The sequence below is a fragment of the Paraburkholderia sp. RL18-085-BIA-A genome (genome assembly GCF_046027075.1).
GTDB lineage: Bacteria > Pseudomonadota > Gammaproteobacteria > Burkholderiales > Burkholderiaceae > Paraburkholderia.
In genome coordinates this window covers 11,989-36,985 of the sequence record NZ_JARESU010000082.1, presented here as the reverse complement: position 1 = coordinate 36,985, position 24,997 = coordinate 11,989, and the positions used below count along the sequence as shown (strand labels likewise).

Annotated in this window: 17 protein-coding genes and 1 pseudogene; 8 read left to right on the top strand and 10 right to left on the bottom strand. The window is 65.1% G+C overall.

Going from position 1 to position 24,997, the window contains the following annotated elements; genetic code table 11:
• The first annotated feature begins 116 nt into the window (after positions 1 to 116).
• On the top strand, positions 117 to 1,325 hold the full coding sequence (locus P0D89_RS35545; RefSeq protein WP_408365563.1) for an MFS transporter: 1,209 nt from the start codon (positions 117 to 119) through the stop codon (positions 1,323 to 1,325).
• 364 nt (positions 1,326 to 1,689) lie between these two features.
• Here P0D89_RS35545 and P0D89_RS35540 read toward each other — a convergent pair whose 3' ends face one another.
• Complete coding sequence (locus P0D89_RS35540; protein WP_408365561.1) at positions 1,690 to 3,123, bottom strand: HdeD family acid-resistance protein; 1,434 nt, start codon at positions 3,121 to 3,123, stop codon at positions 1,690 to 1,692.
• A gap of 291 nt (positions 3,124 to 3,414) precedes the next feature.
• Positions 3,415 to 3,762: pseudogene (rdgC, locus tag P0D89_RS35535) on the bottom strand (recombination-associated protein RdgC); the annotation flags it as partial.
• 13 nt (positions 3,763 to 3,775) lie between these two features.
• On the opposite strand from rdgC, the gene P0D89_RS35530 reads away from it, so the two are divergent.
• Both P0D89_RS35530 and P0D89_RS35525 read left to right on the top strand, forming a co-directional pair.
• A complete protein-coding gene (locus P0D89_RS35530; protein ID WP_408365559.1) occupies positions 3,776 to 4,342 on the top strand; it encodes an ester cyclase in 567 nt (188 codons plus the stop codon).
• Positions 4,343 to 4,427: 85 nt separating this feature from the next.
• Entirely contained in the window at positions 4,428 to 4,748 is a 321-nt protein-coding gene (locus tag P0D89_RS35525; protein ID WP_408365557.1) for a hypothetical protein, read from the top strand.
• A gap of 56 nt (positions 4,749 to 4,804) precedes the next feature.
• On the opposite strand, the gene P0D89_RS35520 is transcribed toward P0D89_RS35525, so the two are convergent.
• Positions 4,805 to 5,650, bottom strand: a complete 846-nt coding sequence (locus tag P0D89_RS35520) for a glycosyltransferase family 2 protein (RefSeq protein WP_408365555.1) — start codon at positions 5,648 to 5,650, stop codon at positions 4,805 to 4,807.
• Between the two features lie 397 nt (positions 5,651 to 6,047).
• On the opposite strand from P0D89_RS35520, the gene P0D89_RS35515 reads away from it, so the two are divergent.
• Positions 6,048 to 7,346 (top strand): O-antigen ligase family protein, encoded by a 1,299-nt coding sequence (locus P0D89_RS35515; RefSeq protein WP_408365553.1) that lies wholly within the window; start codon positions 6,048 to 6,050, stop codon positions 7,344 to 7,346.
• A gap of 165 nt (positions 7,347 to 7,511) precedes the next feature.
• On the opposite strand, the gene P0D89_RS35510 is transcribed toward P0D89_RS35515, so the two are convergent.
• Positions 7,512 to 8,591 carry a glycosyltransferase family 4 protein gene (locus P0D89_RS35510; protein ID WP_408365551.1) on the bottom strand — a complete coding sequence of 360 codons (1,080 nt, stop codon included), beginning with the start codon at positions 8,589 to 8,591 and terminating at the stop codon, positions 7,512 to 7,514.
• 178 nt (positions 8,592 to 8,769) lie between these two features.
• Here P0D89_RS35510 and P0D89_RS35505 point away from each other — a divergent pair, with 178 nt between their 5' ends.
• Positions 8,770 to 9,795, top strand: a complete 1,026-nt coding sequence (locus P0D89_RS35505) for a glycosyltransferase family 2 protein (protein WP_408365549.1) — start codon at positions 8,770 to 8,772, stop codon at positions 9,793 to 9,795.
• A gap of 159 nt (positions 9,796 to 9,954) precedes the next feature.
• Here the strand turns inward: P0D89_RS35505 and msbA are convergent, their stop codons facing one another.
• Positions 9,955 to 11,748 (bottom strand): lipid A export permease/ATP-binding protein MsbA, encoded by a 1,794-nt coding sequence (msbA, locus tag P0D89_RS35500; protein WP_408365547.1) that lies wholly within the window; start codon positions 11,746 to 11,748, stop codon positions 9,955 to 9,957.
• Positions 11,749 to 12,162: 414 nt separating this feature from the next.
• Here msbA and P0D89_RS35495 point away from each other — a divergent pair, with 414 nt between their 5' ends.
• Positions 12,163 to 12,924 (top strand): glycosyltransferase family 2 protein, encoded by a 762-nt coding sequence (locus tag P0D89_RS35495; protein ID WP_408365545.1) that lies wholly within the window; start codon positions 12,163 to 12,165, stop codon positions 12,922 to 12,924.
• Positions 12,925 to 13,150: 226 nt separating this feature from the next.
• On the opposite strand, the gene dnaE is transcribed toward P0D89_RS35495, so the two are convergent.
• Positions 13,151 to 16,726 (bottom strand): DNA polymerase III subunit alpha, encoded by a 3,576-nt coding sequence (gene dnaE, locus P0D89_RS35490; RefSeq protein WP_408365543.1) that lies wholly within the window; start codon positions 16,724 to 16,726, stop codon positions 13,151 to 13,153.
• 371 nt (positions 16,727 to 17,097) lie between these two features.
• Here dnaE and P0D89_RS35485 point away from each other — a divergent pair, with 371 nt between their 5' ends.
• Positions 17,098 to 17,958, top strand: a complete 861-nt coding sequence (locus tag P0D89_RS35485; RefSeq protein WP_408365541.1) for a sulfurtransferase — start codon at positions 17,098 to 17,100, stop codon at positions 17,956 to 17,958.
• A 220-nt stretch (positions 17,959 to 18,178) separates the two neighbouring features.
• Positions 18,179 to 19,063 carry a tRNA glutamyl-Q(34) synthetase GluQRS gene (gene gluQRS, locus P0D89_RS35480; protein WP_408365539.1) on the top strand — a complete coding sequence of 295 codons (885 nt, stop codon included), beginning with the start codon at positions 18,179 to 18,181 and terminating at the stop codon, positions 19,061 to 19,063.
• 83 nt (positions 19,064 to 19,146) lie between these two features.
• Here the strand turns inward: gluQRS and P0D89_RS35475 are convergent, their stop codons facing one another.
• The 4 genes from P0D89_RS35475 to P0D89_RS35460 all read right to left on the bottom strand — a co-directional run bounded on the left by P0D89_RS35475 (position 19,147) and on the right by P0D89_RS35460 (position 24,975).
• Complete coding sequence (locus P0D89_RS35475) at positions 19,147 to 20,619, bottom strand: DEAD/DEAH box helicase (RefSeq protein ID WP_408365537.1); 1,473 nt, start codon at positions 20,617 to 20,619, stop codon at positions 19,147 to 19,149.
• A gap of 537 nt (positions 20,620 to 21,156) precedes the next feature.
• Entirely contained in the window at positions 21,157 to 22,593 is a 1,437-nt protein-coding gene (locus P0D89_RS35470) for an aldehyde dehydrogenase family protein (RefSeq protein ID WP_408365535.1), read from the bottom strand.
• 99 nt (positions 22,594 to 22,692) lie between these two features.
• Positions 22,693 to 24,345, bottom strand: coding sequence for an acetolactate synthase large subunit (locus P0D89_RS35465; RefSeq protein WP_408377934.1), 1,653 nt, complete (start codon positions 24,343 to 24,345; stop codon positions 22,693 to 22,695).
• A 261-nt stretch (positions 24,346 to 24,606) separates the two neighbouring features.
• The gene (locus P0D89_RS35460; RefSeq protein ID WP_408365531.1) at positions 24,607 to 24,975 is read right to left on the bottom strand and encodes an MliC family protein; all 369 of its coding nucleotides are present in this window, start codon (positions 24,973 to 24,975) and stop codon (positions 24,607 to 24,609) included.
• Positions 24,976 to 24,997: the final 22 nt, after the last annotated feature.

Sequence of the window (24,997 nt, the reverse complement as noted above, 5' to 3'; positions counted from 1 at the left end):
CACCCCCCCCCCGGGCGGGGGGGGGGGGGGCGGGGGGCCCCCCCCCCCCCCCCCCCCGCGACGGCGCCATCTTTGATAGGATCGGTCTCGACCCATAAACGGCGGGACCACAACCAGTGCGAGTCAACCATCAGGCGTTTTTCTGCTCGTTGTTCATCGCGCGTCTCGCCGATCAGGTCCTGCTGTTTCTCGTCCCCCTCGTCGTATTCCAGACGACACGCCAGGTCTCGTGGTCAGGCCTGGCTTTCTTCATCGAAACGCTGCCGCGCTATCTGGTGTTCCCGTTCTTCGGCGCATTGTGCGATCGCATCTCGCCGCTCAGGCTGATGAGGGTCAGTCAGACCGTGCGCGCGCTGGTGTGTTTCGGCGGCGTGTTCGCGTACGCGCTGTTCGGCGGAATCGGCTGGCTGATCGCGCTGTCGGCGGCGTGCGGCGTGCTCACGAGCCAGGGGCTGGTGGCGCGCGAAGTCATGCTGCCGCAAATCTTCAGCACACAGCAGTTTCAGCGCGTGCTCGCTTACTCGCAACTGGCCGACCAGTTGGGCTTCGTTCTCGGTCCGATGCTGGCCGCGCTGCTGCTCGGCTGGTGGCGCTGGGAATGGGTGGTCGGCATCACCGGCGCGCTGTTTCTCACCGCCGATGGCGCGTTGTTGCTGTGGCAGCGCACGAGCGGCTTTAGCGGCGGCAATCCGCCGCCCGGGGCCGCGGGCCACTGGAGCTTGCCGCTGCGCATCGCACTGCGCCATGTGCTGGTGCTGCCGGGTCTGAAGAAGGTCGTGCTGCTCGCGGCCGCCGAAAATCTCGTGATCGGCGTGACGCTCGCCACGTCCGCCGCAATGGTGACGGGCTATCACGCGCAGTCGAACCACTACTATGCCGGCCTGCAAACGGCCGGCGCCGTCGCCACGGTGCTGATTCTTTTGACAATCGCGCGCACTGCACGGCCGGCCCGCGTACTCGGCCGGGTCGCCTTCGTGGCGATCTGCGCGGGCGGCGTGATCGCCGGCGCGAGTGCTGCGCCCTGGGGCTATGCGCTTGGCTTTTTATTGATTGTCGGCTTCGACAAGATGTTCAACGTCTACATCCGCAGCGCGCGTCAGCGCATCATTCCGCCGGCGGACTACGGCAAGACGACGGGCGTGATAATCCTGCTGAACAATATGACGCAACCGCTCGCCGGCTTGCTGGTCACGCTGTTCTCTGCGCGCACGCAGACGGGCCCGCTGATCGTGACGCTCTCGGTCGCGATGGGGGGCATCGGCGCTGCGGTGTCGGTCGGCTCGGCGCTGTTGCGGCGCAAGCGTACGCTGGCGCTTGGGGAATGACGCCGCATTCGGCTCGGTGAGCGCCGCCATTCACCGGCACACATTAATTCACGAAATCTAAATTGAGCGATTCAGCATTTATGCCCGCTAATTCGATTCGCATCATCACGCTCTCATTGATACCACAATGCGCGTGGATAGGCTGGCGCGTCGCAGCGGACTTCAGCCGTTGCCGATGGAATCAGCATACGGCCGCCATATTGAGCAGATTAATTCATTCGACTGTGGTGCGGCGCACGGAAGTTATCAACAGAAACTGGGCACAAATCTGTGCATAACTATCGGCCAAAATCCGCAAGCTATTGAAGCGATTGCCATTTTCACCGCGATGCCGAAGTTGGGCACGCCCCGCACGCCGCTCCCCTCAATCCCGCACCGCGCCCGACGCGCCACCGCGCTGCGCGTCCGGCGCTGCCGACGCATGGCGCGCCTCTTCGCGCCATTGCTGCCGCGACTGCATCATGCGGCGCACCGCAACGCGCGCCATCCTGACCCAGCCCGATGGCCGCGGGTCGGCGAGCATGCTGAGCGCCCGCGCATAGTCGAGCGTGAGGCCGGGGGTCCACGCCATCGTCGCGGCGCGTTTGCGCAGTTGCGCGGCCACCCACAATTCCGGCGTCGTGATCACGCGCAGGAACGGCCGCCAGCCGCCGACGCTGCCCCACACACGCGCCGATGCGCCTTCGAGCGCCGCCTCCAGCGCGCGCGACACGGTGCTCGAACAGTTGCGATGCGTCAGGTTGTAGGTCGTGTCCTGCCGATACACGTCCCAGAAGCGGCGCAGCCGCAGCGGATCGTAATTGCGGATGCGCACCTGAACCGTCGACGGACACCACGCCTTCGATTCGGTCGGATAGTCCGGCTGGAACACGCCCGGCACGTCGTTCTCGCGCGTGGCGCGCAGGAGCCGCGTGAAATCGTCCGGGGAACGATCGATCTCGACGCCCGGATACAGGCTGATGTAGATGCCCTCGGGTGATTCGAGCGCGGCATGCCCCGTCGATATCACGCCATTGCGATCCACCGCCGCGATATAGCGATCGACGATCGGCTGCCGCCGCGCCTCGCCTTTGGCCGACCCGACTGGCGTCCACACGTGTACGGTCAACGCGGCTTCGTCGGCGGCGGGCGGGCCGTCCCATTCGAGCCGCGCCGTGCGGCTCGCCGGCGCTGCGCGCGCCGTGGCATGACTGGGGATACGCGCGTCGCCCGTCGCCGCATCATCCGACGCAACCGCCGGGTTCGATACGAGACGCCGCACACGCGTGCTCAGCAGAATCAGGTTCCAGCCGCCGAACATCAGCCCGAGGCCGAGACAGTACGGAACGGTGCCGACATAGTGAGTCGGAAACGGCTGAAAGAAAAAAATCGCCAGCGCGATTTCGAGGCCGCCGCCGACCGTCGCGAGCCGCCACGTGCGATAGCGGACCACTCGCGCGGAGACAATCTGCAACAGACCATCGGCCAGAAAGAGCGTGCCGAAGATCATCGACAGAATGAAGTTGCCGTGGTGATGCCCGGCCAGAATCAGCGCCGCCGCGAAGCAGAACGCGAACCCCTTCACATAGCGCAGCGTGCGCTGGCCACCCATGCCGGTCCAAGCGACGGCGAGCGTGCACAGCCCTTCGAGCAGCAGCAACAACGCGAAGGGCGTGATCGGGAAATAGAGCGCGTTGTCGAGCGCGTCGATGAATACCACCACGCCAAGCAGCAGACTCACCCAGCCGACGATCTGCAACGACCGCCAGCGGGTTCGCAGGTAATCGACGCCCAGCAAGATCATGACCAGACGAACCATCGCAAGCCCTCCTTGACCGATGCGTGCATCAGCTTCTGTTCGTCATCTTATACAGAATCGTCGGGCGAAAATGTGCTGCGAGGCGCGGCTATGCGCGCGGAAGCGGCCGCTCGCTCATGCTCGCGGCGGACTGCGGTTCATGGTGCGGAATTCGTGTGCAGCTTTTTTGTGTGCGACGGCACGCGGGTTTTATCGAGCCGGATTCAAGCAGGCGCCAGTCCAGCTTGATACACAAAACCCCGGCGCGCCACTCCTCCACCGCGCCGGTCTGCAACCAACATCAACAACAGATCACGCCGCCGCGGCTTGCGGCATCGCCTCAGCCTGCTCGCCGCCCAACGCTTCGAGCAGATCCGTCAGCATGCGGTCGAGTTCGGCGGTCATCAGCGTGACGTCGGAATCGAAGCTTTCATCGTCGTTCTGCGCGGTCGGGTCGCTCGCTTCCTTCAGCACGTCGAGCGGCGCGATCCGCTTGATCGTCAACGAAGGCGTCAGCACGAACGACACGCGATCGTTCCACGTCATCGCGAGACGCATGCATTGCTTGCCGCCTTCGATATGCCGCCGCATATCTTCGGTATCCAAAGTATGTCCGACGTAGCGCACGGTGGCGTTTCCTTCCGTGGGCGAGCCAACTTCTCTGGAGCATGTGATGTCCACTTCATCGGTTTTCCGCCTCGCTGGCCAGATACTGCTTGCCGCCGGTCTTGCCGCCGCCGCGCTGGGCGCTCACGCCGCAAGCAACGTCAACGATGAGGACTTGCCCGTGCCGCACCACCTCGCCGTCGAGGCCGGCTCGGCTGGAAGCGAAGGTGCCTCCATCGTGCAAGCCGCGCGCCGCTACGCCGCGTTCTGGAGTACCGGCGACGAAGTCTACGCCAAGCTCGCGCTGTCGCCGGCGTTCATCGACCGCACCTTGCCCGACGGACGCCCGCAGGGGCCGCAAGGTCCGTTGGCGGCATCGAAGGGATTCCGGGCGGCCGTGCCCGACCTGCACGCGGAAATCGACGACCTCGTGGTGGCCGGCGACCGCGCGTCGGTCCATCTGCATTTCCATGGACACTTCACCGGCCTGTTTCAGAACCTGAAGGGCAATGGCCAGACCGTCGACTTCCAGGCATTCGACCTGTACCAGGTGAGGGACGGCCGCATCGTCGAGAACTGGCACCTGGAAGACAATCTGACGCTGCTCAAGCAGCTCGGCGCGATCAAGCCGTAATGGTTTTGTCCTATCCGTTCTGGAGCGCGCTTTACGCGCAAATCACCTAGACTTTTTGATAGATACGACCAAGACGGAGGCGGCCATGGCCGATGAAACCGCACCCTGGCAAGTGGTTGAATACGAGGGCTTCGAAATTCACGTGTCGCCGGTTCCCAAAAATCCACCCGACCCGGCGAACCCATCAGCCGCGGCGGATAACCGCTACACGTATCTCGGCTACGTCTGCCACCCGGGCGCCGATCCCGCCATCCCCGGCCACGCGGTGGCGTTTCATGCGGACGGCGAAGAGAGCTTCGCCGGCGAGGACGAAGCGCTCTATGAGGCGGTGCATGTGGGACGCAGCATCATCGACGGCACGCATCCGGATTTGACGGTGCTGCCGCTGGTGACGGGCGGCGTGTGACGGGCGTGAGCGGCACGGACCTTCACGTGAGCGCCCCGCCCAAACACCGGCATCCTTCAGCCAAACGCCCGCTTGATCCGCGACTTCAGCAGCGCGCGCCGCAGACGCCCGGTCCGCTCAGGCTCGCTGACAGCCGCCCCGCCTTCGACAGCGGTGCCCCGGCGCAGGTAGTAGCGATCGAAAGTGGCCTGCGTCATGCCCCACTTGTTGAGGAACTGGCGACGCCCGTCGTTCTTGACGACCTTGCCGGTGCTCTTCTGCTGGAAGTGATAGACCAGACTGTCGCCGACGCCGAGGAACACGCGGCAGCCGGCGTTCCACAGCTTCATCGAGAAGTCGTTGTCGCTGCTCATGCCGGGACTCAGTTCGCTGCTGTAGCCGCCCATCTTATGCCACCAGTCGCGATGCACGAGGGTCGGCGGCCAGGTCGCGCCGCGCCAGTCGGCGCGCACGAGTCCGGGCGCGCCGGCGACCAGCTGGTCGGCGCGGAACGTCTCCACGTCGCGGCCGAAATTCTGCACGACCACGCACGGATTGCCGGAATCGACCGGTTCGATCATCGTGCCGGACAGCATGAACAGGTTGTCGGCGGGCATCAGCGCGAGGCGTTTGACGAGCGCGTCGTCCCAACCGGGGCAACAGTACATGTCGTCGTTCATGTAGACGATGTAGTCGCGCGTGGCGCGCGCCGCTGCGAGATTGACCGCGTGGCAGATTCCGATGTTGCCGGGCGACGCCGTATGTTCGATGCCTTCGTCACGCACCCAGGCGAGCGTGCCGTCCGAGCCGTCATTGACGTGCACGATGATCTGATGCGCGTGCGTCGAATGGCGCCGCAGGCTCTCGATTACGAGGCGCAGGTAAGGCAGGTTGTTCCAGGTCGGGATGATGATTGAGAACATCGATGCGGTCCGTTGAGCTGCGGGCGGGCGGGCGGGCGCGGCACGCGCCGCGCGCCGGTCATGAGTTTCGCGGGGATTGTACCGCCGGCCGCCCGCACGACAAACTTTGCGGCCCCGGCTGCGAGGCTGGCCGCCGCGCCGTCGCGCATGCGGCACTCTTGCGGCGCTCATGCGCTCACTCTTCGCGCGGCAGGTGGCCCGGATGACCGGGCGCCGTCGCCCCGAATCGCCGCCCGCTGCCGGACACACACCTTCCTGTGCCCGACAGCAAGCTTTCTGCAAGGGGGCGCACGGTTATAATCGCGATCGCTCTACCGTCTTGAAAATGTCACCCATGGTCCGGCTTCCCCAGCAATTCCACCACCGGAACGGTAGTGTTCATACAAATCTTTGCCCTATGATTTTTGCTTCCAGTCTGGTCTGGCTCAGCTCAGCCCTCCTGTTTCTCGCGCCCGCCGTCAATCTGATCTGGCGCGGCGGCACCGGCTACTGCTTCTTCGCACTTCTCGCGCTGGCGCTCGGCGCCGCCGTGGTCAACCGCCGCATGCCGGGCTATTTCTCCGCGCTGCGCACCTACCGCTGGTTCACCGTCGGCATGCTGGCCCTCGTCGTGGGGATCGGTGTCCAGCAACTGGTGCTCGGCTACTGGCTGCCTCGACAGTTCGACGCATTGTCGCGCTTCGTGCTGGCGTTGCCGGTATTCCTGCTGCTGCGGCAATTGCCGTCGCGCAATCTGCGCATGATCGGCTGGGGTTGCGCGGTCGGCGCGCTGGCGGTCGGCATCTGGGCGATCGTCGATCAGCCCCCCGGCGGCTGGACCGATGCAAAGCGTCTGGACAATTCCTACACGAATGCGATCCCGTTCGGCGATACCGCGCTGCTGCTCGCGTTTCTGTCGGTGTTTACGCTCGGCTGGGACAACCCGCGCGACTGGCGCGTGCTGCTGCCGCGCCTGCTGGCGCTGGTCTCGGGCGGCTACGCGTCGTATCTGTCGGGCACGCGCGGCGGCTGGCTGGCCGTGCCGATGTTCGTCGCGCTGCTCGGCATGCAGTACCAGTGGTTTGCGCACAAGAAGCGCCTGCTGATCGCGACGCTGGCGATCGTGGTCGTGACCGGCGCGCTGCTGTCGACCGAGCGCATTCACAAACGTCTCTACGAAGTGTCGAACGACGTGTCGATGATGCACAGGGGCGAGGACTACACGGCAGTGGGGCTGCGTCTGCAATTGTGGAACGCATCGCGGCTGATCTTCATGCAGCACCCGGTGTACGGGATCGGCAAGGGGCATCTGGTCGACGAACTGGGCCTGATGGCCAAACGCGGCGAAGTGAAAGCCGAGATCGTCAACGAGCGGGCGCATAGCGACTTCTTCTCGACGCTAGCCGAGATGGGCGCGATCGGCGTGATCTGCCTGCTGCTGTTCTACAACGGGATCTCGGTGTATTTCTGGCGGCACCGGCGCTCGACCGATCCGGCCATCCGCGCGGCCTCCTATTCGGGCCTCGCGGTCGCCACCAGCACGGTGATTTTCGGGCTCACCATCGACGTGCTCGTGCCGATCATGGTCACCGTGCTGCTCGCGCTGCTGGTCGCGACGCTGCTGGCGGTGGTCGATGCGAGAAAGCGCGAACTGCGGCAAATGACGCAAGCGCCTGCGCCGAACGCGATACGCCGCGCGGCAGGCGTCAAGGTCTGAGGTCGCGTCAGTTTCTTCAGGGCCGGCGCTGAATAGGTTCGGTTCGGCGCCGGCTTTGGCCAGCGTTCACAATGTTCCCGCCGTTCCGCCCATCGGCAAGCTCCCGCTTTGCCACTTCGGCCGCGCTGCCGCACGCGGCTGCGGCAGGCTGCGCACACCAATCGTTTAACGCGCGAACAGCGCATAAAGCGCGGCGACGTGAGCATCGACGCTCGGGTCGTACACCAGACTGTCGAGCGGCTTCGCAATTCGCGCGCCGCCGTCGCGCACACGCTTCACCGCCTGCTCGATCGCCCGCTCGAAACTCCCCGCCGACTGCCGCGAAAACTCGATCTTCGCCGCGCCGGTCACGGTCTCCGCCGAGCCGACGTTGTCCGCGATCACGAGCGGCGTGCCGCACATCACCGATTCGACGCCCACGAGCCCGAACGGCTCATACGAGGACGCAACAACCGTGAAGTCGGCGGCCGCGAAAAGCTTTTCAATCTCCTTGCTGTATCCGACATAGCGAATCGTGTCGCCGGTTTTCGGCACGGGGCGACCCGCTACGACGAGGCATACCGGCAGCGGGGTCCGTGCGAAAAATGCTTCCAGCAGCGGATAGCCTTTGCGTTCGTGACTGGTCGACGAGAACACGAAGATCACCCGGTCTTCCGGCAGATCGAACTGACGGCGCACCGCCGCGCGCTCCGCGTCGCTGAGCGGCTGGAAGCGCGTGGTGTCGACGGGTGGATAGAGCACATCGATGCGCCCGGCGGGCACGCCGTAAAAACGCTGCAACTCGCGGCTCATCAATTGCGAATGGGCGACGATCGAGCGCGCGTGCGTGTAGACGCGCCGCTCCATGTCGATCTGCCATTCATCGCTGCGCCGCGCGCTGCGCCCGGCGGCTTCGAGCGAGCCCGGATGCGTGCCGCCGCACAACGCGACGTCGGCCTGGGTGGAGTGATTGATCGAAAACACGCAGGCGGGCCGGTGCTGTTTGAGCCGCTGTTTGAGCCGCCAGTCGAACGCCAGATTGCGCAGCTTGCGCGGCGCCCAGCGCACGTTCAGCGGCTGCGCGTCGATCCACGCCGCCTCGGGCAGCGCGCGATCGATTTCGCGAGCGAAGAGCGTCGGCCGTAAGCCCATTCGATGCAAGCCAGCGATCAGGTCGCGCGTGTAGCGCTCGGCGCCTCCGCTATTTTTCAGCGCCTGGGCGGTCAACGCGATGTCGGTGAGTGGGCGGCGGGTCGGCTCGGACAAGGATCGGATCTCGGTGAGTGCAAATGCGGCAAATACGCGGCGCAAGGCGGCACGGGCCGGCTTGCCGATGGTTTGGCGAAGCAGCGGCAATTGTAAAGGATGCCTCTGTCGCCGCGCGCATCGCGCAGCCCGCGCGCCACCGATTAGAATCTAGCCCAATCGCACCCGCCCCCATTCCATGACCGATAGCCTGTCGCCCCCCTCTTCTCCCGCCGCGGCGGCCGCCGAGCGCCCGCTGGTCACGATGCTGCTGATCGCGTACAACCAGGCCGAACAGATCGGCGACGCCGTGCGAAGCGCACTCGCGCAAACCTATCAGCCGCTCGAAATCATCATCTCCGACGACGCGTCCAGCGACGCCACCTTCGCCGCGATCGAAGCGGCGCTCGCCGGCTACAGCGGCCCGCACCGGGTGATCACGCGGCGCAACGCGACCAACCAGGGGATCAGCGCGCACCTGTCGCAAATCGCGCAGAGGGCGCGGGGCGAACTGCTGTTCGTCGCCGCCGGCGACGACATGTCGGCGCCCACGCGCTGCGAACGGGTGGTCGATCTCTGGCTCATGCGCGAGCGCCGCCCGGACCTGATCGCCACCGACCTCGCCGACATGGACGAAGCAGGCCACGTTCACGAACGCCTGAGCCCGACCGAACTGGATACCTACCGCACGTTCGACGACTGGCTGGCTAGCCGCCCCTGGCTGATCGGCGCGGCGCATACGTGGTCGCGGCGTCTGTTCGAGCGCTTCGGGCCGATGCTGCCGGGCGCCGCCGCCGAAGATCAGATCATGGTGCTGCGCGCGATCCTGTCTGGCGGCGCCGTGAGCCTGCGAGAGCCGCTGGTGCGCTACCGGCGCGGCGGGCTGTCGCGCAAACGCCGTTATCGCTCGGTGGACGAACTCATCGCGCGGATGCGCCAAAGCAATCGATATGGGCTGGCGGAACTCGCGCAATTGCAGCGCGACGCCGAGATCGGCGGCGTGGGCGAACGCATGCGCGCGGCGATGGCGCCCAAGCTCGCACGTGAGAAGTTCATCCAGGCGATGTTCGAGGCCGCCAGTCTTGGGGAACGCATTGGTTTGCTGATGCACAGCGCCGGCGTGAAGCTCGGGCTGCGCATCCGCATGTTTCTGTATGCGAGTTGTCCGGCGATCTACGCGCCGGGGGTCTGGCTCAAGCGCGTCGTGCGCAAAGACCGTGGCTGAAGGCGCGCACCAGCGCGCGCGGTGATGACCGGCAAATGCTCGCCGCCGTGGCGCCGTCGGCTCGCCGCCGCCGGACTATGAGAAATACGCCTCGCTCATCAACAGCGTGATGAGGCGCGGCGCCCAAGCTTAGGCCAGGCGCCGCTCGAACGGGCCGGATCAGGCCGCGTTCTGCTGGAACTGGATGCGATGCAGATGCGCATACAGCCCGTCTTGCTGCAACAGCTGGCGATGGCTGCCGCTCTCGACGATGCGCCCCGCTTCCATCACGAGAATCCGGTTCGCGCGCTCGATCGTAGAGAGGCGGTGCGCGATGACCAGCGTCGTGCGGCCCTTCATCAAGGTTTCCAGCGCGGCCTGCACGTGGCGCTCGGACTCGGAATCCAGCGCCGAGGTGGCTTCGTCGAGGATCAGGATCGGCGCGTCCTTGTAAATCGCGCGCGCGATCGCCAGACGCTGCCGCTGTCCGCCCGACAGCATCATGCCGTTGTCGCCGACCAGCGTGTCGATGCCGTTCGGCATGGTTTCGACGGTGTCCCACAGATTGGCCGCGCGCAGCGCCGCCTTGACCTTTTCCGGGTCGGCCGCCTGACCATACGCGACGTTGTTCGCCACCGTGTCGTTGAACAGCACCACGTCCTGGCTCACCATCGCGATCTGGCTGCGCAGCGCGTGCAGGTCGTATTCCGGCAGCGCCACGCCGTCGACCAGAATCGCGCCGCCGGTTGGATCGAAAAAGCGCGGCAGCAGATTCACCAGCGTGGTCTTGCCGCTGCCCGACGGGCCCGCCAGCGCGACCATCTCGCCCGGCGCCACCTTGAACGACACCCGGTCGAGCGTGTGGCGGTTATGCGTAGCGTTCGCGCCGTAAGTGAACGACGCGTCGCGGAACTCCACTTCGCCGCGTGCGCGCTCGAGCGGCTTGCCGCCGCCTTCCGGCTCGGACGGCTCGTCGATCAGACCGAAGATCAGCTCGGCCGCGGTCATCCCGCGTTGCAGCGGCTGGTTCACGTCCATCAGGTGCTTGAGCGGCGAGATGATCAGCAGCATCGACGTGACGAACGCGACGAAGCCGCCCACCGTGGTCTGATCCGACGACGACTGCACCACCGCGATCGTGATCACGACGGCGAGCGCAATCGACGCGAGGAACTGCGTCAACGGCTGCGCGAGACCGCCGGAAACCGTCATGCGCATCGCGTAGCCGCGCAGGCGCTGGCTCATCGCCGTGAAGCGGTCGATTTCGTACTGTTCGCCGTTATGCACCTTGACGACCTTGTAGCCGCCCACCGTCTCTTCGACGATGTACGACAGCTCGTTGGTCAACAGCTGATGCTCGCGGTTCAGGCGCCGCAACCGGCGGTTGATCTTGCCGACCAGCCAGCCGATCCCCGGCAGCAGCACCGCGACGATCAGCGTCAGACGCCAGTTCAGATAGAACAGATAGCCGAGCAGGAAGATCACGGTCAGCGAGTCGCGCACCAGCGTCACCATCACGCTCAGCAGCACGTTGAGAATCTGGTTCACCTCGAAGACGATCGCGTTGATCACCGTGCTCGCGGTTTCGCGCTGGAAGAACGCGACGCTCGTGTGGATCATGCGGTTGAACATCTTCAGACGCAGTTCGAGCAGGATCTTGTTCGACACATACGCGAGCAGATAGCCGGACGCATATTGCGACACGCCGCGCACCAGCGCGAGGCCGATCACCGCGACCGGCACGAACCACTTGGCGTTGTCGCTGGCGTGCGCGCCGAAACCTTTGTCCAGCAGCGGCTTGAGCAAGGCGGGGATGGCCGCGTCGGTGCTGGCGCTGACGGCCATTGCGACGATTGCGCCGACGACCACCCACAGCAGCGGCTTGATATACGGCCACAGGCGCCGGAAGACAACGGCCGGCGACGACGCCTCACCTGAACCGATGGGTTTGCTTAACGTTGGCTTCGCGCTCAAGGAATCCTCTGTGAATGCGGGACGGCAACCGCGCGGCGGGCGGAATGGCCGCCGCAGGGAATATCAAAAAGGAGCATTGTAATCGGTTGGGGCGCGGCGGCCCGGGCGTGTGACTGGGCAGTCGTTCGGTGGTGGCCTTGGGATGGCTGGCCTGGCGGCGAACTACCTGCGGTTCGATCACGCACCGCGAAACGCGAAGGGCCGCGAAGCAAAGCGCGTGACGTCCGGTGCGCCTTTGCCCTTTGCCCTTTGCCCTTTGCCCTTTGCCCTTTGCCCTTTGCCCTTTGCCCTTTGCCCTGTCCTCCGGTGGCTACGTATAGGGCCGGATGAGCCCGGCTGTGTATACTCGCGGGACTCGCTTGCGCCGCTCGCTTGCCCAACTCGCTTCCGTCATTTCGCCTTCGCAACCCAGGTATGCAAGAAACCACCCTCGGCGTCGCCATCATCACCCGAAACGCGGCGGCGCGACTGGCCGAATGCCTGCAAGCCGTGGCCTTCGCCGATCAGATCGTCGTGATCGACGGCGGCAGCACCGACGGCACCACCGACATCGCCCGCGCGCACGGCGCCCGCGTGATTGAACAAACCGACTGGCCGGGCTTCGGCCCGCAAAAGAACCGCGCCGTGGACGCGCTCAGCACGAGCTGGATTCTGTCGATTGACGCCGACGAGATCGTCTCGCCGGAACTGGCGTCGGCGATCCGCGCGGCGTTGATGGCGCCCACCGCCGACGTCTACGCGGTGGACCGGCTGTCGAGTTTTTGCGGCCACTGGATTCATCACAGCGGCTGGTATCCGGACTGGATTCCGCGCCTGTTCAAACGCGGCGCCGCGCGTTTCTCGGACGACCTCGTGCACGAGCGCCTGGTGTTCGACACGCCCGCACAGCGCCTGACCGGCAAGCTGATGCACTACTCGTACGAGGACTTTGAAGGCGTGTTGCGCAAGCTCGACGCGTATTCGACGGCGGGCGCACAGCAACGTCACGCGGCGGGTCAGCGCGGCAGTTTCGGCAAGGCGCTCGGGCGCGGCGCGTGGGCGTTCGTGCGAACCTACCTGCTGCGGCGCGGCTTTCTGGATGGCCGCGCCGGCTTCATGATCGCGGTATTCAATGCGGAAACGGTGTACTACCGGTTTTTGAAGCTGGAGCGTTTGGGCGAGCAGACGCGGCGGTAGGTGGCGAGCAAAGGCGGTGTGGAACGACGGCGATTAACTTTGGTTGTCGTCGGTTGACATGGAGTGACGCCGCGCCGGGTTGAGCACCGTCGCATCGCGGCACGCTCGCATTCCGATCCCGTCAGCCGCTTCGCCAATAAAACGCGCGGCCGGCATTCGCCGCCGCAACTTGCGACAGGGTCGTGCCCGCACGAACCGCACGGCCCGAGCGACCAACACTCAATCCTCAATAAACGATCTCGATCGAGCTTCCCGCAAACTCGCCGCGCAACGCAGCAAGCAGTTCGTCGGTCGGCTTCACGCGCCAGGCGTCGCCCAGACGCATTTCCCCCTGCGCGTTTTCGCTGCGATAGACCACCTGCACTGCCAGCCCATTCGGGATCTGCACCGCCTGACGCTGACGGCCGTTGTCGCCGCCATATCCGCCGCCGTTGCGCCCGCCGCCGTTGCCGCCGCGCGATGAAGCCGCCGGCGCAACCGCCGCCTGCGGCTCGTCCTTGCCCGCGCTATGCGCTTCGAGCACACGGCGCAATGCGAGCGCGTCCGCATTGCCGTTCATCTGCACCTTCACGGCTTCCGCGTACCGGCAGCGCGCGCGGCCCAGGTCCATGACCGTGTCGACAGTGAAACGGATGCCGCCCGTGAACGCGTCGTTACGCGCCTGGCCTTGCACGACCAGCAGTTCATCTTCCTTGAACAACTGCTTGTGCGCTTCGAAGGTCTCGTTGAAGACCGTCACTTCGCATTGGCCCGTGCCGTCATCGAGCAGCGCGATCAACATCTTGCCGCGCTGGGTCATCTGCGTGCGCAGCGAGGCGATCACCCCTGCCACCAGCTTGTCGCGCCCTTCCTTCAACTCGCCGATCTTCTGGCGCACGAAGCGCCGCACTTCGTCCTTGTACGCGTCGAACAGATGGCCCGACAGGTAGAAACCGAGCGCGGCCTTCTCTTCCTGCAGCTTCTTCTTTTCCGGCCACTCCGCCTCGTCGATAAGTTGGTGACCTTGCGACGGCGCGTCCCCCATGTCGAACAAACCCGCCTGCAACGCATTGGCGCTCGCCTGCTCGGCCGCTTCCATCGCGAGCGAGACCGACGCGATCAGTTGCGCGCGATTGGCGTGCAGAGTGTCGAACGCGCCCGCACGGATCAACGCCTCGATCGTGCGGCGATTGACGATCCGGCGGTCGACGCGATTGCAGAAATCGAAAATGTCGATGAACGGACCGTCCTCGCGTGCGCGCAGGATTTCTTCGATCGCGTTCTGGCCACTGCCCTTGATCGCACCGAGCCCGTAGCGGATGGTTTTCGAGCGCTTGCCGTCGGCTTCCGCGACCGGCTCGAAGCGATACGCGGACAGGTTCACGTCCGGCGGCAGCACCGCCATCTTGTTCGCGAGGCAGTCTTCGAACAGGATCTTGACCTTGTCCGTATCGTCCATCGCGAGCGACATATTCGCCGCCATGAATTCGGCCGGATGGTGCGCCTTCAGCCACGCGGTGTAATACGCGAGCAGTGCGTACGCGGCCGCGTGCGACTTGTTGAAGCCGTAGCCAGCGAACTTCTCCATCAAGTCGAAAATTTCGTCGGCCTTTTCGCCGGCCAGCCCGTTCTTCGCCGCGCCCTGCCGGAACAGTTCGCGATGCTCGGCCATTTCCTCGGCCTTCTTCTTACCCATCGCGCGGCGCAGCAAGTCGGCGCCGCCCAGCGAGTAGCCGCCGATGATCTGCGCCATCTGCATCACCTGCTCCTGGTAGACCATGATGCCGTAGGTCTCTTTCAGAACAGATTCGACGCGCGGGTCCGGATACTCGACCACTTCGCGGCCGTGCTTACGCGCGCAGAAGCTCGGGATCAGGTCCATCGGGCCCGGACGGTACAACGCGACCAGCGCGATGATGTCCTCGAAGCGGTCGGGCTGCGCGTCTTTCAGCATGCCCTGCATGCCGCGGCTTTCCAGCTGGAACACGGCGACCGTGTTGGCCTTCTTCAGGATCGAGAACGACGCCGGGTCGTCGAGCGGCACCTGGCCGAGCGACCAGTCCTGCTTCGACGGATCGAGACGGCGGATATAGCGCTCGGCCCAGTCGAGAATGGTCAGCGTGGTCAGACCCAGAAAGTCGAACTTCACGAGGCCGACAGCTTCGACGTCGTCCTTGTCATATTGGCTGACGACGCCGCTTTCGTCACCCTGCGTGTACAGCGGGCAGAAGTCGGTCAGCTTGCCGGGCGCGATCAGCACGCCGCCCGCGTGCATGCCGACGTTACGCGTGAGGCCTTCCACACGCTGCGCGAGCTCGAGCAGCTGATGCACTTCGTCTTCGTTGTCGAAGCGCTCCTGCAACAGCGGCTCTTCCTTCATCGCGTCGGCGATCGTGACGTGCTTGCCCGGCTTGAACGGAATCAGCTTCGCGATGCCGTCGGTGAACATGTAGCCGAGATCGAGCACACGGCCGATGTCGCGCACTGCCGCCTTCGCCGCCATCGTGCCGAAGGTCGCGATCTGCGACACCGCGTCCGCGCCGTACTTCTCCTTCACGTACTGGATCACGCGATCGCGCCCGTGCTGGCAGAAGTCGATGTCGAAGTCGGGCATCGACACCCGCTCCGGATTCAGGAAACGCTCGAACAGCAGGTTGTAGCGCAGCGGATCGAGGTCGGTCACGCCGAGCGCGTAGGCGACCAGCGAACCCGCGCCCGAGCCCCGGCCCGGCCCGACCGGCACGCCGTTGTTCTTGGCCCAATTGATGAAGTCCGCGACGATCAGGAAGTAGCCCGGAAAGCCCATCTTGATGATCGTGCCGCACTCGAATTCGAGGCGCTCGTAATACGTGGCACGCTGCGCGGCGCGCTCGGCCTCAATCGGGTACAGCTGTTCGAGACGCTTTTCCAGGCCCTCTTTCGACAGCAGCACGAGGTAGTCATCGAGCGACATGCCGTCGGGCGTCGGGAACAGCGGCAGCTTCGGCTTGCCGAGTTCGAGCGTGAGGTTGCAGCGCTTCGCGACCTCGACCGTATTGGCGAGCGCCGACGGAATGTCCGCGAACAGCGCGGCCATCTCCTCTTGCGTGCGGAAATACTGCTCGGACGTAAAGCGCTTCTGGCGGCGCGGATTCGCGAGAATGTCGCCTTCGGAAATACACACGCGCGCTTCGTGCGCGGTGAAGTCGTCCGGCGTCATGAACTGCATCGGGTGCGTGGCGATCACCGGCAATTTCAGCGACGCCGCGAGCGCGACCGCCTGCTGCACGTACTGCTCGCCGCCCGGCTGACCGCAACGCTGCAACTCGATGTAGAAACCGCCGGGGAACACCTTCGCCCAATGCTGCGCGTTGCGCTTGGCCGCTTCCTCGTTGCCGGCCGCGAGCGCGAGACCGACGTCGCCCTGCTGCGCGCCCGACAGCGCGAGCAGCCCTTGGCCAAGACCGGATTCGAGCCAGGCGGCTTCGATTTCCGCGCGACCGCGATACTGGTTCGTGAGCGAGGCCTTGCTGAGCAGCTCGCACAGATTCAGATAGCCGCGCCGGTCCTTGACCAGCAGCAGCAAACGGGAAGGCTTGTCGCGGTCGTCCGGATTGGTGATCCAGACGTCGCAGCCGGCAATGGGTTTGACCCCTTTGCCACGGGCTTCCTTGTAGAAACGGACGAGGCCGAATGCATTGCCGAGATCGGTGAGGGCGAGCGCGCCCTGGCCGTCTTTGGCCGCCGCCTTGACGATGTCGTCAAGGCGCACGATGCCATCGGCAATCGAGAATTCGGAGTGAACGCGGAGATGAACGAAGCGGGGATCTGACATGGGCGACATTGTAACTCCACCCTCCCGCCATGTTCAGGCCAAAACCGCGCGTTAGCCATCCGGCTTAGTACGCGCACGCGGGAGCGTCGCGCACCGGTGTTTTGCAGCGTGGCGCGCGGCTTGCGGCGACGGGCTGCGCGCGGTAGTTGTCAACAATCTGCACCAGTCGGCGCTGCAAATTGCCCGTCAATTTGCGCTGGCGCAACCGCCTGGCCAGTCGCCCAAGTCCGGCAAAACACCGGCTTGAGGGATAATAGAGGTTTCGCCCTTTTCGACGTGGCCGCGACACCCTGGCTCAGCCCGGCTTCCCCAGGCCCAACGCGGCGGCTCAACGCCCCCTGCTTTTCGCCACGCCGGCCACTTCTTACCGCTGGACACACATGAGTATCGTCAATCTCGCCGCGTATCAGTTCGCGACCATCGAAGACACCGCCGCATGGCGCCCGTTCGTCACCGAACGCTGCGACGCGCTCGGCCTGCGCGGCACCATTCTGCTCGCGCCGGAAGGCATCAACCTGTTCGTCGCCGGCACGCGCGAGAAGACGGACGCGTTCATCGACTACATCCGCCACGACGCGCTGTTCGATGGCAAGTTCGCGAATCTGCAATTCAAGGAAAGCCTGTCGGAAAAGCAGCCGTTCACGCGTATGCTGGTCAAACTCAAGCGCGAAATCATCACGATGAAGAAGCCGGCCATCCGTCCGGAACTCGGCCGCGCGCCGTTCGTCGACGCTCCCACGCTCAAGAGCTGGCTGGACCGCGGCCACGACGACGAAGGCCGCCCGGTCGTGATGCTCGACACGCGCAATGCATTCGAAGTCAACGTCGGCACGTTCGACAACGCGCTCGACTACCGCATTACGAAATTCAGCGAATTCCCGGAAGTGATTGAGAACAATCGCGCCGATCTCGAAGGCAAGACGGTGGTGTCGTTCTGCACCGGCGGGATTCGCTGCGAGAAGGCCGCGATCCACATGAAGGAAGTCGGCATCGACAACGTGTACCAGCTCGAAGGCGGCATCCTGAAGTACTTCGAGGAAGTGGGCGGCGCGCATTATCACGGCGACTGCTTCGTGTTCGACTACCGCACCGCGCTGAATCCGCAGCTGGAGCCGACGGCGACCGCGCAATGCTTCGGCTGCCGCGCGGTGGTCACGCCCGAGGCGCAACAGTCGCCGATGTACGTCCCGGGCAAAACGTGTCCGGCGTGCCATCCGGACGGCGAGCCGGCCGCCGCGTAATGGCGGCGGCGTATGGCGCGCGAATGAAGCGACGCGCGCGGGTCCGGGCTGGCGGGTCGCATGTGGCCACTAGCGCCGCGCCTTGTCTGAAGCCAGTATCGGCATGTGCGTACGAAGCGGCATTTGCAGGCGCCGTGATTGCATCGGCGCCGTCGCCCTCAGCCGCCGCCACGCCTGTCCCGTTGTTGCCCGCACCCGCACCAACCTCGGCGATCCAACCATGACCTACCGCGGACGCTTCGCACCGTCGCCGACCGGGCCGTTGCATTTCGGTTCGCTGGTCAGCGCGCTGGCAAGCTGGCTCGACGCCCGCGCGCATCGGGGCGCGTGGCTCGTGCGCATCGAGGACATCGACGGGCCGCGCACCGTGCCCGGCGCCGCCGAAGATATTCTCGCGACGCTCGAACGCTTTGGCATGCTCGCGGACGAAAAGCCCGTCTGGCAAAGCCAGCGCATCGCGCGCTACGAGCAGGCGCTGGCGCAATTGAAGTCCACCGGCTTGATCTATCCGTGCGGCTGCACGCGCAAGGAAATCGCCGACTCGCTGCTGTACGCGCACGCGCGCAACACGACGCTCGCCTACCCCGGCACCTGCCGCGCCGGACTCAACGGCAAACGCGCGCGCGCATGGCGCCTGCGCGTGCCTGATGGCGAGGCGGCCGTGATTAGCTTCGAAGATCGCTGGCAAGGCGAACAGACGCAAAACCTCGCCACCGAGGTCGGCGATTTCGTGCTGATGCGCGCGGACGGCCAATGGGCGTATCAACTGGCGGTGGTGGTCGACGATGCGGACGCGGTCATCACGCACATTGTGCGCGGCGCGGATTTGATGGATTCGACGGCACGGCAGATTTATCTGCAGCGCTGTCTTGGCGTGCCGACGCCGCAGTACCTGCATGTGCCCGTCGTGACGAACGACCACGGCGAAAAGCTGAGCAAGCAGAACGGCGCAACCGCGCTCGACAGTGACAAACCACTCGAAGCGTTGAGCGCCGCCGCGCGGCATCTGGGACTTGATCTGACCGGCGAGGCCCATACGACGCTAGACAGCTTCTATGCCGCCGCTACAGCGGCATGGGCAAGGCGGATGGGGGTGAACTTCTGAAAGCGAAAGCGTATGGAAGCGCTTCGCCGTTGAGGCCGCAAAGCGCCTGAGACTCTCGAGCGTCTAACGCTTTGCAGCGCGAATCACGTCGACGAAGTCGACTTCCGCGGCATCCCGAACCCGCCCAGCAACGCCGCCAACGGCTGCTTCGAGCCCGATTTCTGCGGCACCGCCGCAGCAGCAGCCGCTTCTTCGACCTTGCGCATCGAAGCGGGTGACGGCTCGTACGGCTTCAGGAAGAAATCATCCACAGGCTGCGCGCGATGATGATGCGGCCGGTCGAAGGACCCCGACGACGCGCCCGTACGGCGGCGGCTGCCGCGCTCTTCACGGCCGTCGCCGCTGCGCTCGCGACGCGGCGCGCGCTCTTCATGGTGATGCCGCACCGGCACATCGACGGTCAGGCGCTGCACATCCAAAGGGCGCTTGATCAGCTTCTCGATATCGGCAAGCTGCTTGCGCTCGTTCGGGCTGCACAGCGACAACGCGTCGCCCGACGCGCCCGCGCGCCCGGTACGGCCGATCCGGTGCACGTAATCTTCCGCATTGAACGGCAGGTCGAAGTTGATCACCGCGGGCAGCTCGGCGATGTCCAGGCCGCGCGCGGCGACGTCGGTCGCCACCAGCGCTTCGATCTCGCCGCGCTTGAAAGCGTCGAGCGCCTGCATCCGCTCGTTCTGCGTGCGGTCGCCGTGAATCGCGGTCGCCACCACGCCGTCGCGCTCGAGGCTGCGCGCGAGACGGCTCGCGCCGATCTTGCTGTTGCAGAACACGATCACCTGTTTGAGGCCGCGCTCGCGGATCAATTGCACGACCGCGCCGGTCTTGTCGCCCTCGGCGACTTCGAAGACGGTCTGCGTCACGTTGGTCGCGGTCGAGTTGCTGCGCGCGACTTCGATGGTCTGCGGATTGCGCAGGTACGTGGCCGCCAGCTTCTTGATTTCGCCCGAGAACGTGGCCGAGAACAGCAGCGTCTGACGCTCTTTCGGCAGCAGGTTCAGGATGCGCTGCAGGTCCGGCAGGAAGCCCATGTCGAGCATCCGGTCGGCTTCGTCGAGCACGAGGATCTGCACCTGGCCCAGGTTGGCGGTTTTCTGTTGCACGTGATCGAGCAGACGGCCCGGCGTCGCGATCAGGATTTCGACGCCGCGGCGCAGTTGCTCGGACTGCGGATTCATGTCCACGCCGCCGAACACCACGGCGCTGCGCAGCGCCGTGTGCTTCGCATACGACTGCACGTTGGCGGCGACCTGGTCGGCCAGTTCGCGGGTCGGCGTGAGGATCAGCGCGCGCACCGGATGGCGCGCGGGCGACGCGCTCGTGCTGGCCTGCGGCAGCAGACGCTGAATGATCGGCAGCGAGAAGCTCGCGGTCTTGCCGGTGCCGGTCTGCGCGGCGCCCATCATGTCACGGCCGGCCAGCACGACGGGAATCGCCTGCTCCTGGATCGGCGTGGGCGTGGTATAGCCCGAGTCCTTGACGGCTTTCAGGATGTCGGGCGCGAGACCGAATTGATCAAAAGTCGCAGTGCTGGGCGTGACGGCTGTGTCGGACATGGTGGCTTTCGCTAAAAATGCGCTTGGCGCGGGTGCGCGCGGCAGCGGTCGGAACCGCAGAGGGCATCAGGATGAAGCGGAGCCACGGCGTTCCGCACGGGACCCGTCAGTGTTACGGGAAAACTGCGGCCGGCTCCGGCCGGCGGAAACACCCGCCGGAAAGGCCGGTATTGTAGCACTTCAGCAAAAACACTCATGGCGCATGTGCGGGCTTTCTGCTTGCGCAGGGGGGGAGACACGCCGCGCGAGCGTCGCGCGTGGGCGGCGAAGTTGCGTCGATGTTGCGGCGAAGCGGGCGCCCCGCTTCGCTCGCAGCGTAGTTCGCGCAGACGACAGTGGCGTGACACAGCGGGCTTTGACGAGAGGCCTGCCCGACCGATGCGAATCGCGGGGGCACTGTTGGCGCGGGCCTCGGGCGCAAACCAGCACGCGCGCGGAAGCAAACCCTCGACAGGCGCCCCGCTCACGCGCGCCGGCCGCGCTGGCGGACCACGAGCGCATCAGCGCCCAGTTTCGCGCCGCGCGCCGAATCGCCCGTCACCAGGTCTCCCGCATCACCATCAAGCGCATCTCCGTCATGTCCTCAATCGCGTAGCGCACGCCCTCGCGCCCCAGCCCCGAATCCTTCACGCCGCCGTACGGCATGTTGTCGACCCGGAACGACGGCACGTCGTTGATCACCACGCCGCCCACTTCGAGCGCGTCCCACGCGCGATGCGCATGCGCGAGCGAATCCGTGAATACGCCGGCCTGCAGGCCGAAGTCGCTGTCGTTGACGGTGGCGAGCGCGGCCTCGAAATCGTCGAAGCGCTCCAGGATCGCCACCGGCCCGAACGCTTCCTTGCGATACAGATCGGTGTCGCGCTTCACGCCTTCGAGCAGCGTGGCCTCGAACATCGCGCCGTCGACCTTGCCGCCCGCGACGATTTTCGCGCCCGCCTGCACCGCGCCGTCCATCCAGCCGGCGAGGCGCTTCGATTCCGACTCGGAGATCATCGGCCCGACGAAGGTCTTTTCGTCTTTCGGGTCGCCCATCACGAGCGACTTCGTTTTCGCGATCAGCTTCTCGCGCAGCGCGTCATAGACCTGCGCGTGCACCAGAATCCGCTGGACGCCGATGCAGCTCTGCCCCGACTGATAGAACGCGCCGAACGCGAGCCGCTCGACCACGTAGTCGAGCTTGCCGCCCTGATCGCCGTCGACGATCGCCGCCGCATTGCCGCCCAGCTCCAGAATCACTTTCTTCTTGCCGGCCTTCTTCTTCAGATCCCAGCCCACCGCCGGCGAGCCGGTGAACGACAGCAGCCTGAAGCGCTCGTCGGTGGTGAACAGATCGGCGCCGTCGCGATGCGCGGGGAGAATCGAGAACGCGCCTTTCGGCAGATCGGTTTCCGCGAGTATCTCGCCCATGATCAGCGCGCCGACCGGCGTGCGGCTCGCCGGCTTCAGCACGAACGGCACGCCCGCGGCGATCGCCGGCGCGACCTTGTGCGCGGTCAGGTTCAGCGGAAAATTGAACGGCGAAATGAACGAGCACGGGCCGATCGGCACGCGCTTCACATAGCCGTGATAGCCCCTGGCGCGCGCCGAGATTTCCAGATTGACGATCTCGCCGTCGATCCGCACGCTTTCCTCGCCGGCCACCTTGAACGTATCGATCAGGCGCGTGACCTCGCCCTTCGAATCGTTGATCGGCTTGCCGGCTTCGATGCACAGCGCGAGCGCCAGCTCGTCGTAGCGCTCGCGAAAGCGCTTCACGCAGTGTTCGAGCACCGCCTGGCGCTTGAACGGCGGGAACGCGCGCAACGCAGGCATTGCGTCGACCGCGTGGCCGATTGCCTTGTCGATTGCGCTCGCGTCGGCCATCGCCACGCGGGTCGCCACTTCGCCGCTGAATTTATCGGTGACTTCGAGATCGGTGTTGGCGGCCACCGCTTCGTTCGCGAGATAGTACGGATAACTCTTCTGCAACATGACGCGTTCTCCTTGATCCGATGCCTGACAGTAAGTAGCTGTAGCAGGAGCAGCACGGCCAGCAAGGCCCATGCCGCCCAACGACGGTTCAGATAAAGCTCACAGTTGCGCCGAAAGCCGCTTGATCTCGCGATTGAGCACACGCTCGTTGTCAGAGTAGTCGATCGGCAGATCAATCACGTGCACGCCGGGCGTCACGAAGCATTCGCGCAGCAAGGGCGCGAACTGCGCGGCCGATTCGATCCGATGCCCTTTCGCGCCATAGCTCTGCGCATACGCGACGAAATCCGGATTGGCGAGCGTCATCCCGTAGTCCGGGAAGTTCATGTTTTCCTGCTTCCAGCGGATCATCCCGAACGCGTCGTCGCGCAGAATCAGGATCACCAGATCGAGCTTCAGGCGCACCGCCGTTTCCAGTTCCTGCGAATTCATCATGAAGCCGCCGTCGCCGCACACGGCCATCACCTTGCGGTCCGGGTGGACGATCTTGGTGGCGATCGCCGAAGGCAAGCCCGCGCCCATCGATGCGAGCGCGTTGTCGAGCAGCAGCGAATTCGGTTCATGCGCGCGGTAGTAGCGCGCGAACCAGATCTTGTACATGCCGTTGTCCAGACACACGATGCCGTCCACCGGCGTGGTCTCGTACACGTCGTTGACGATGCGCACCGGGTACATCGGAAAACGGTCGTCGTGCTGGCCTTTGACCAGATGCGCTTCGAAGTGCTGCTTGATCTCCTTGAAGCGCGTGAAATCCCAATGCTCCTTGCGCTCCTTGAGGCTTTCCTTCAACTGCCACACCGCGTTGGCGATGTCGCCGACCACTTCGATCTGCGGGAAATACACCGTGTCGACTTCCGCGCCGAGAAAGTTGACGTGAATCACGGTCTTCTCGCCCGCGTCGCCGCTGCGCATGAAAAACGGCGGCTTCTCGATCACGTCGTGGCCGACATTGATGATGCAGTCCGCGAGGTCGATCGCGCGATGCACGAAGTCGCCGTCGGACAGCGTCGCGTTGCCGAGCCACATCGGATGCGATTCGTCGATCACGCCCTTGCCCATCTGCGTGGTGAAGAACGGTATGCCGATCTGGTCGACGAATTCGCGCAGCATCTTGGTGGTGGTCTTGCGGTTGCCGCCCGCGCCGATCATCAGCAGCGGATGCTTCGCGCCGGTGATCGCTTCGACCGCACGCGCGACCGCTTTTTCCTCGGCAACAGGGCGGCGGCTGTAGCTCTTCGGAATCGGCTTGCCGTCGCCTTCTTCATGCGCGACGTCTTCGGGCAGTTCGAGGTGTGTGGCGCCGGGCCGCTCCTCTTCGGCCTGCCGGACCGCTTCGCGCACCGCCGCCGGAATATTGCCGATCGACACGATCTGCCGCGTGTACTTGGTGAGCGGCTCCATCATCCGCACTACGTCGACGATCTGGAAATGACCCTGCTTGCTCGACTTGATCGGCTTTTGCCCGGTGACCATCAGCATCGGCATGCCGCCTAGCTGCGCATACGCGGCGGCGGTCACGAAGTTGGTCGCGCCGGGGCCGAGGGTGGCGAGACACACGCCGGTGCGGCCGGCGAGACGGCCGTAAGTCGCGGCCATGAAGCCGGCCGCCTGTTCGTGCCGCGTGAGGATCAGACGGATTTTCGAGCGGCGCAGCGATTCGAGCAGATCGAGATTTTCTTCACCGGGGATGCCAAACACGTACTCGACACCTTCGGCTTCCAGCGACTTGACGAACAGGTCCGATGCTTTCATTGAGGGTCTCGCTTGATGGTACGGAGATGGGCGAAAAGCCCAGCCGTTAGGGTCCGGAAACGGACGATCGAAGACGACGACGGCCACGCGGACAGCACGCGGCATGGCATGACGGCACGGCGAATGCCATGCCGGACAGCTTACTACTCGGACGGAAATGATGCGCGCAGCGGGGCAATGCCGTGCGGCGGGAATGACGGGAAGCGCCCAGCGCGAGCGGCGCTGGCGGCGGCACGGGCAACGGGAGCCGCCGCATCGCGCCTAGCGAATGATGGTGACGCAGTCGGACAGGATCGGCGGCGCGTTCTCGCCGGCCATTGTGTCGTACAGGTCGGCGCGCGGGCCCTTGGTCCACCAGGTGTAGCTGCCCGCCTGGTATTTCGCGCCTGACGCCGAGATCGTGTTGACGAACAGGAGCGGCTTGCCTTTGACCGGCACCAGCGCGAAGCTCTGGCCGTTCGCCATGTTCCAGTAGGTGACTTGCAGTATCTTGCCGGTCGCGCAGGTGTATTTGTGCGTCTGGCTGCTTTTGGTCTGGATCTCGCCGAACTGCAACGGCGCGGCCCATGCATTGGCGCCAAGCGCCGCGAGACCCGCTGCCGTGAAGCTTGCCACAAGCCATGTCTTCATTGGATGCCTCGATCGTTGCTGC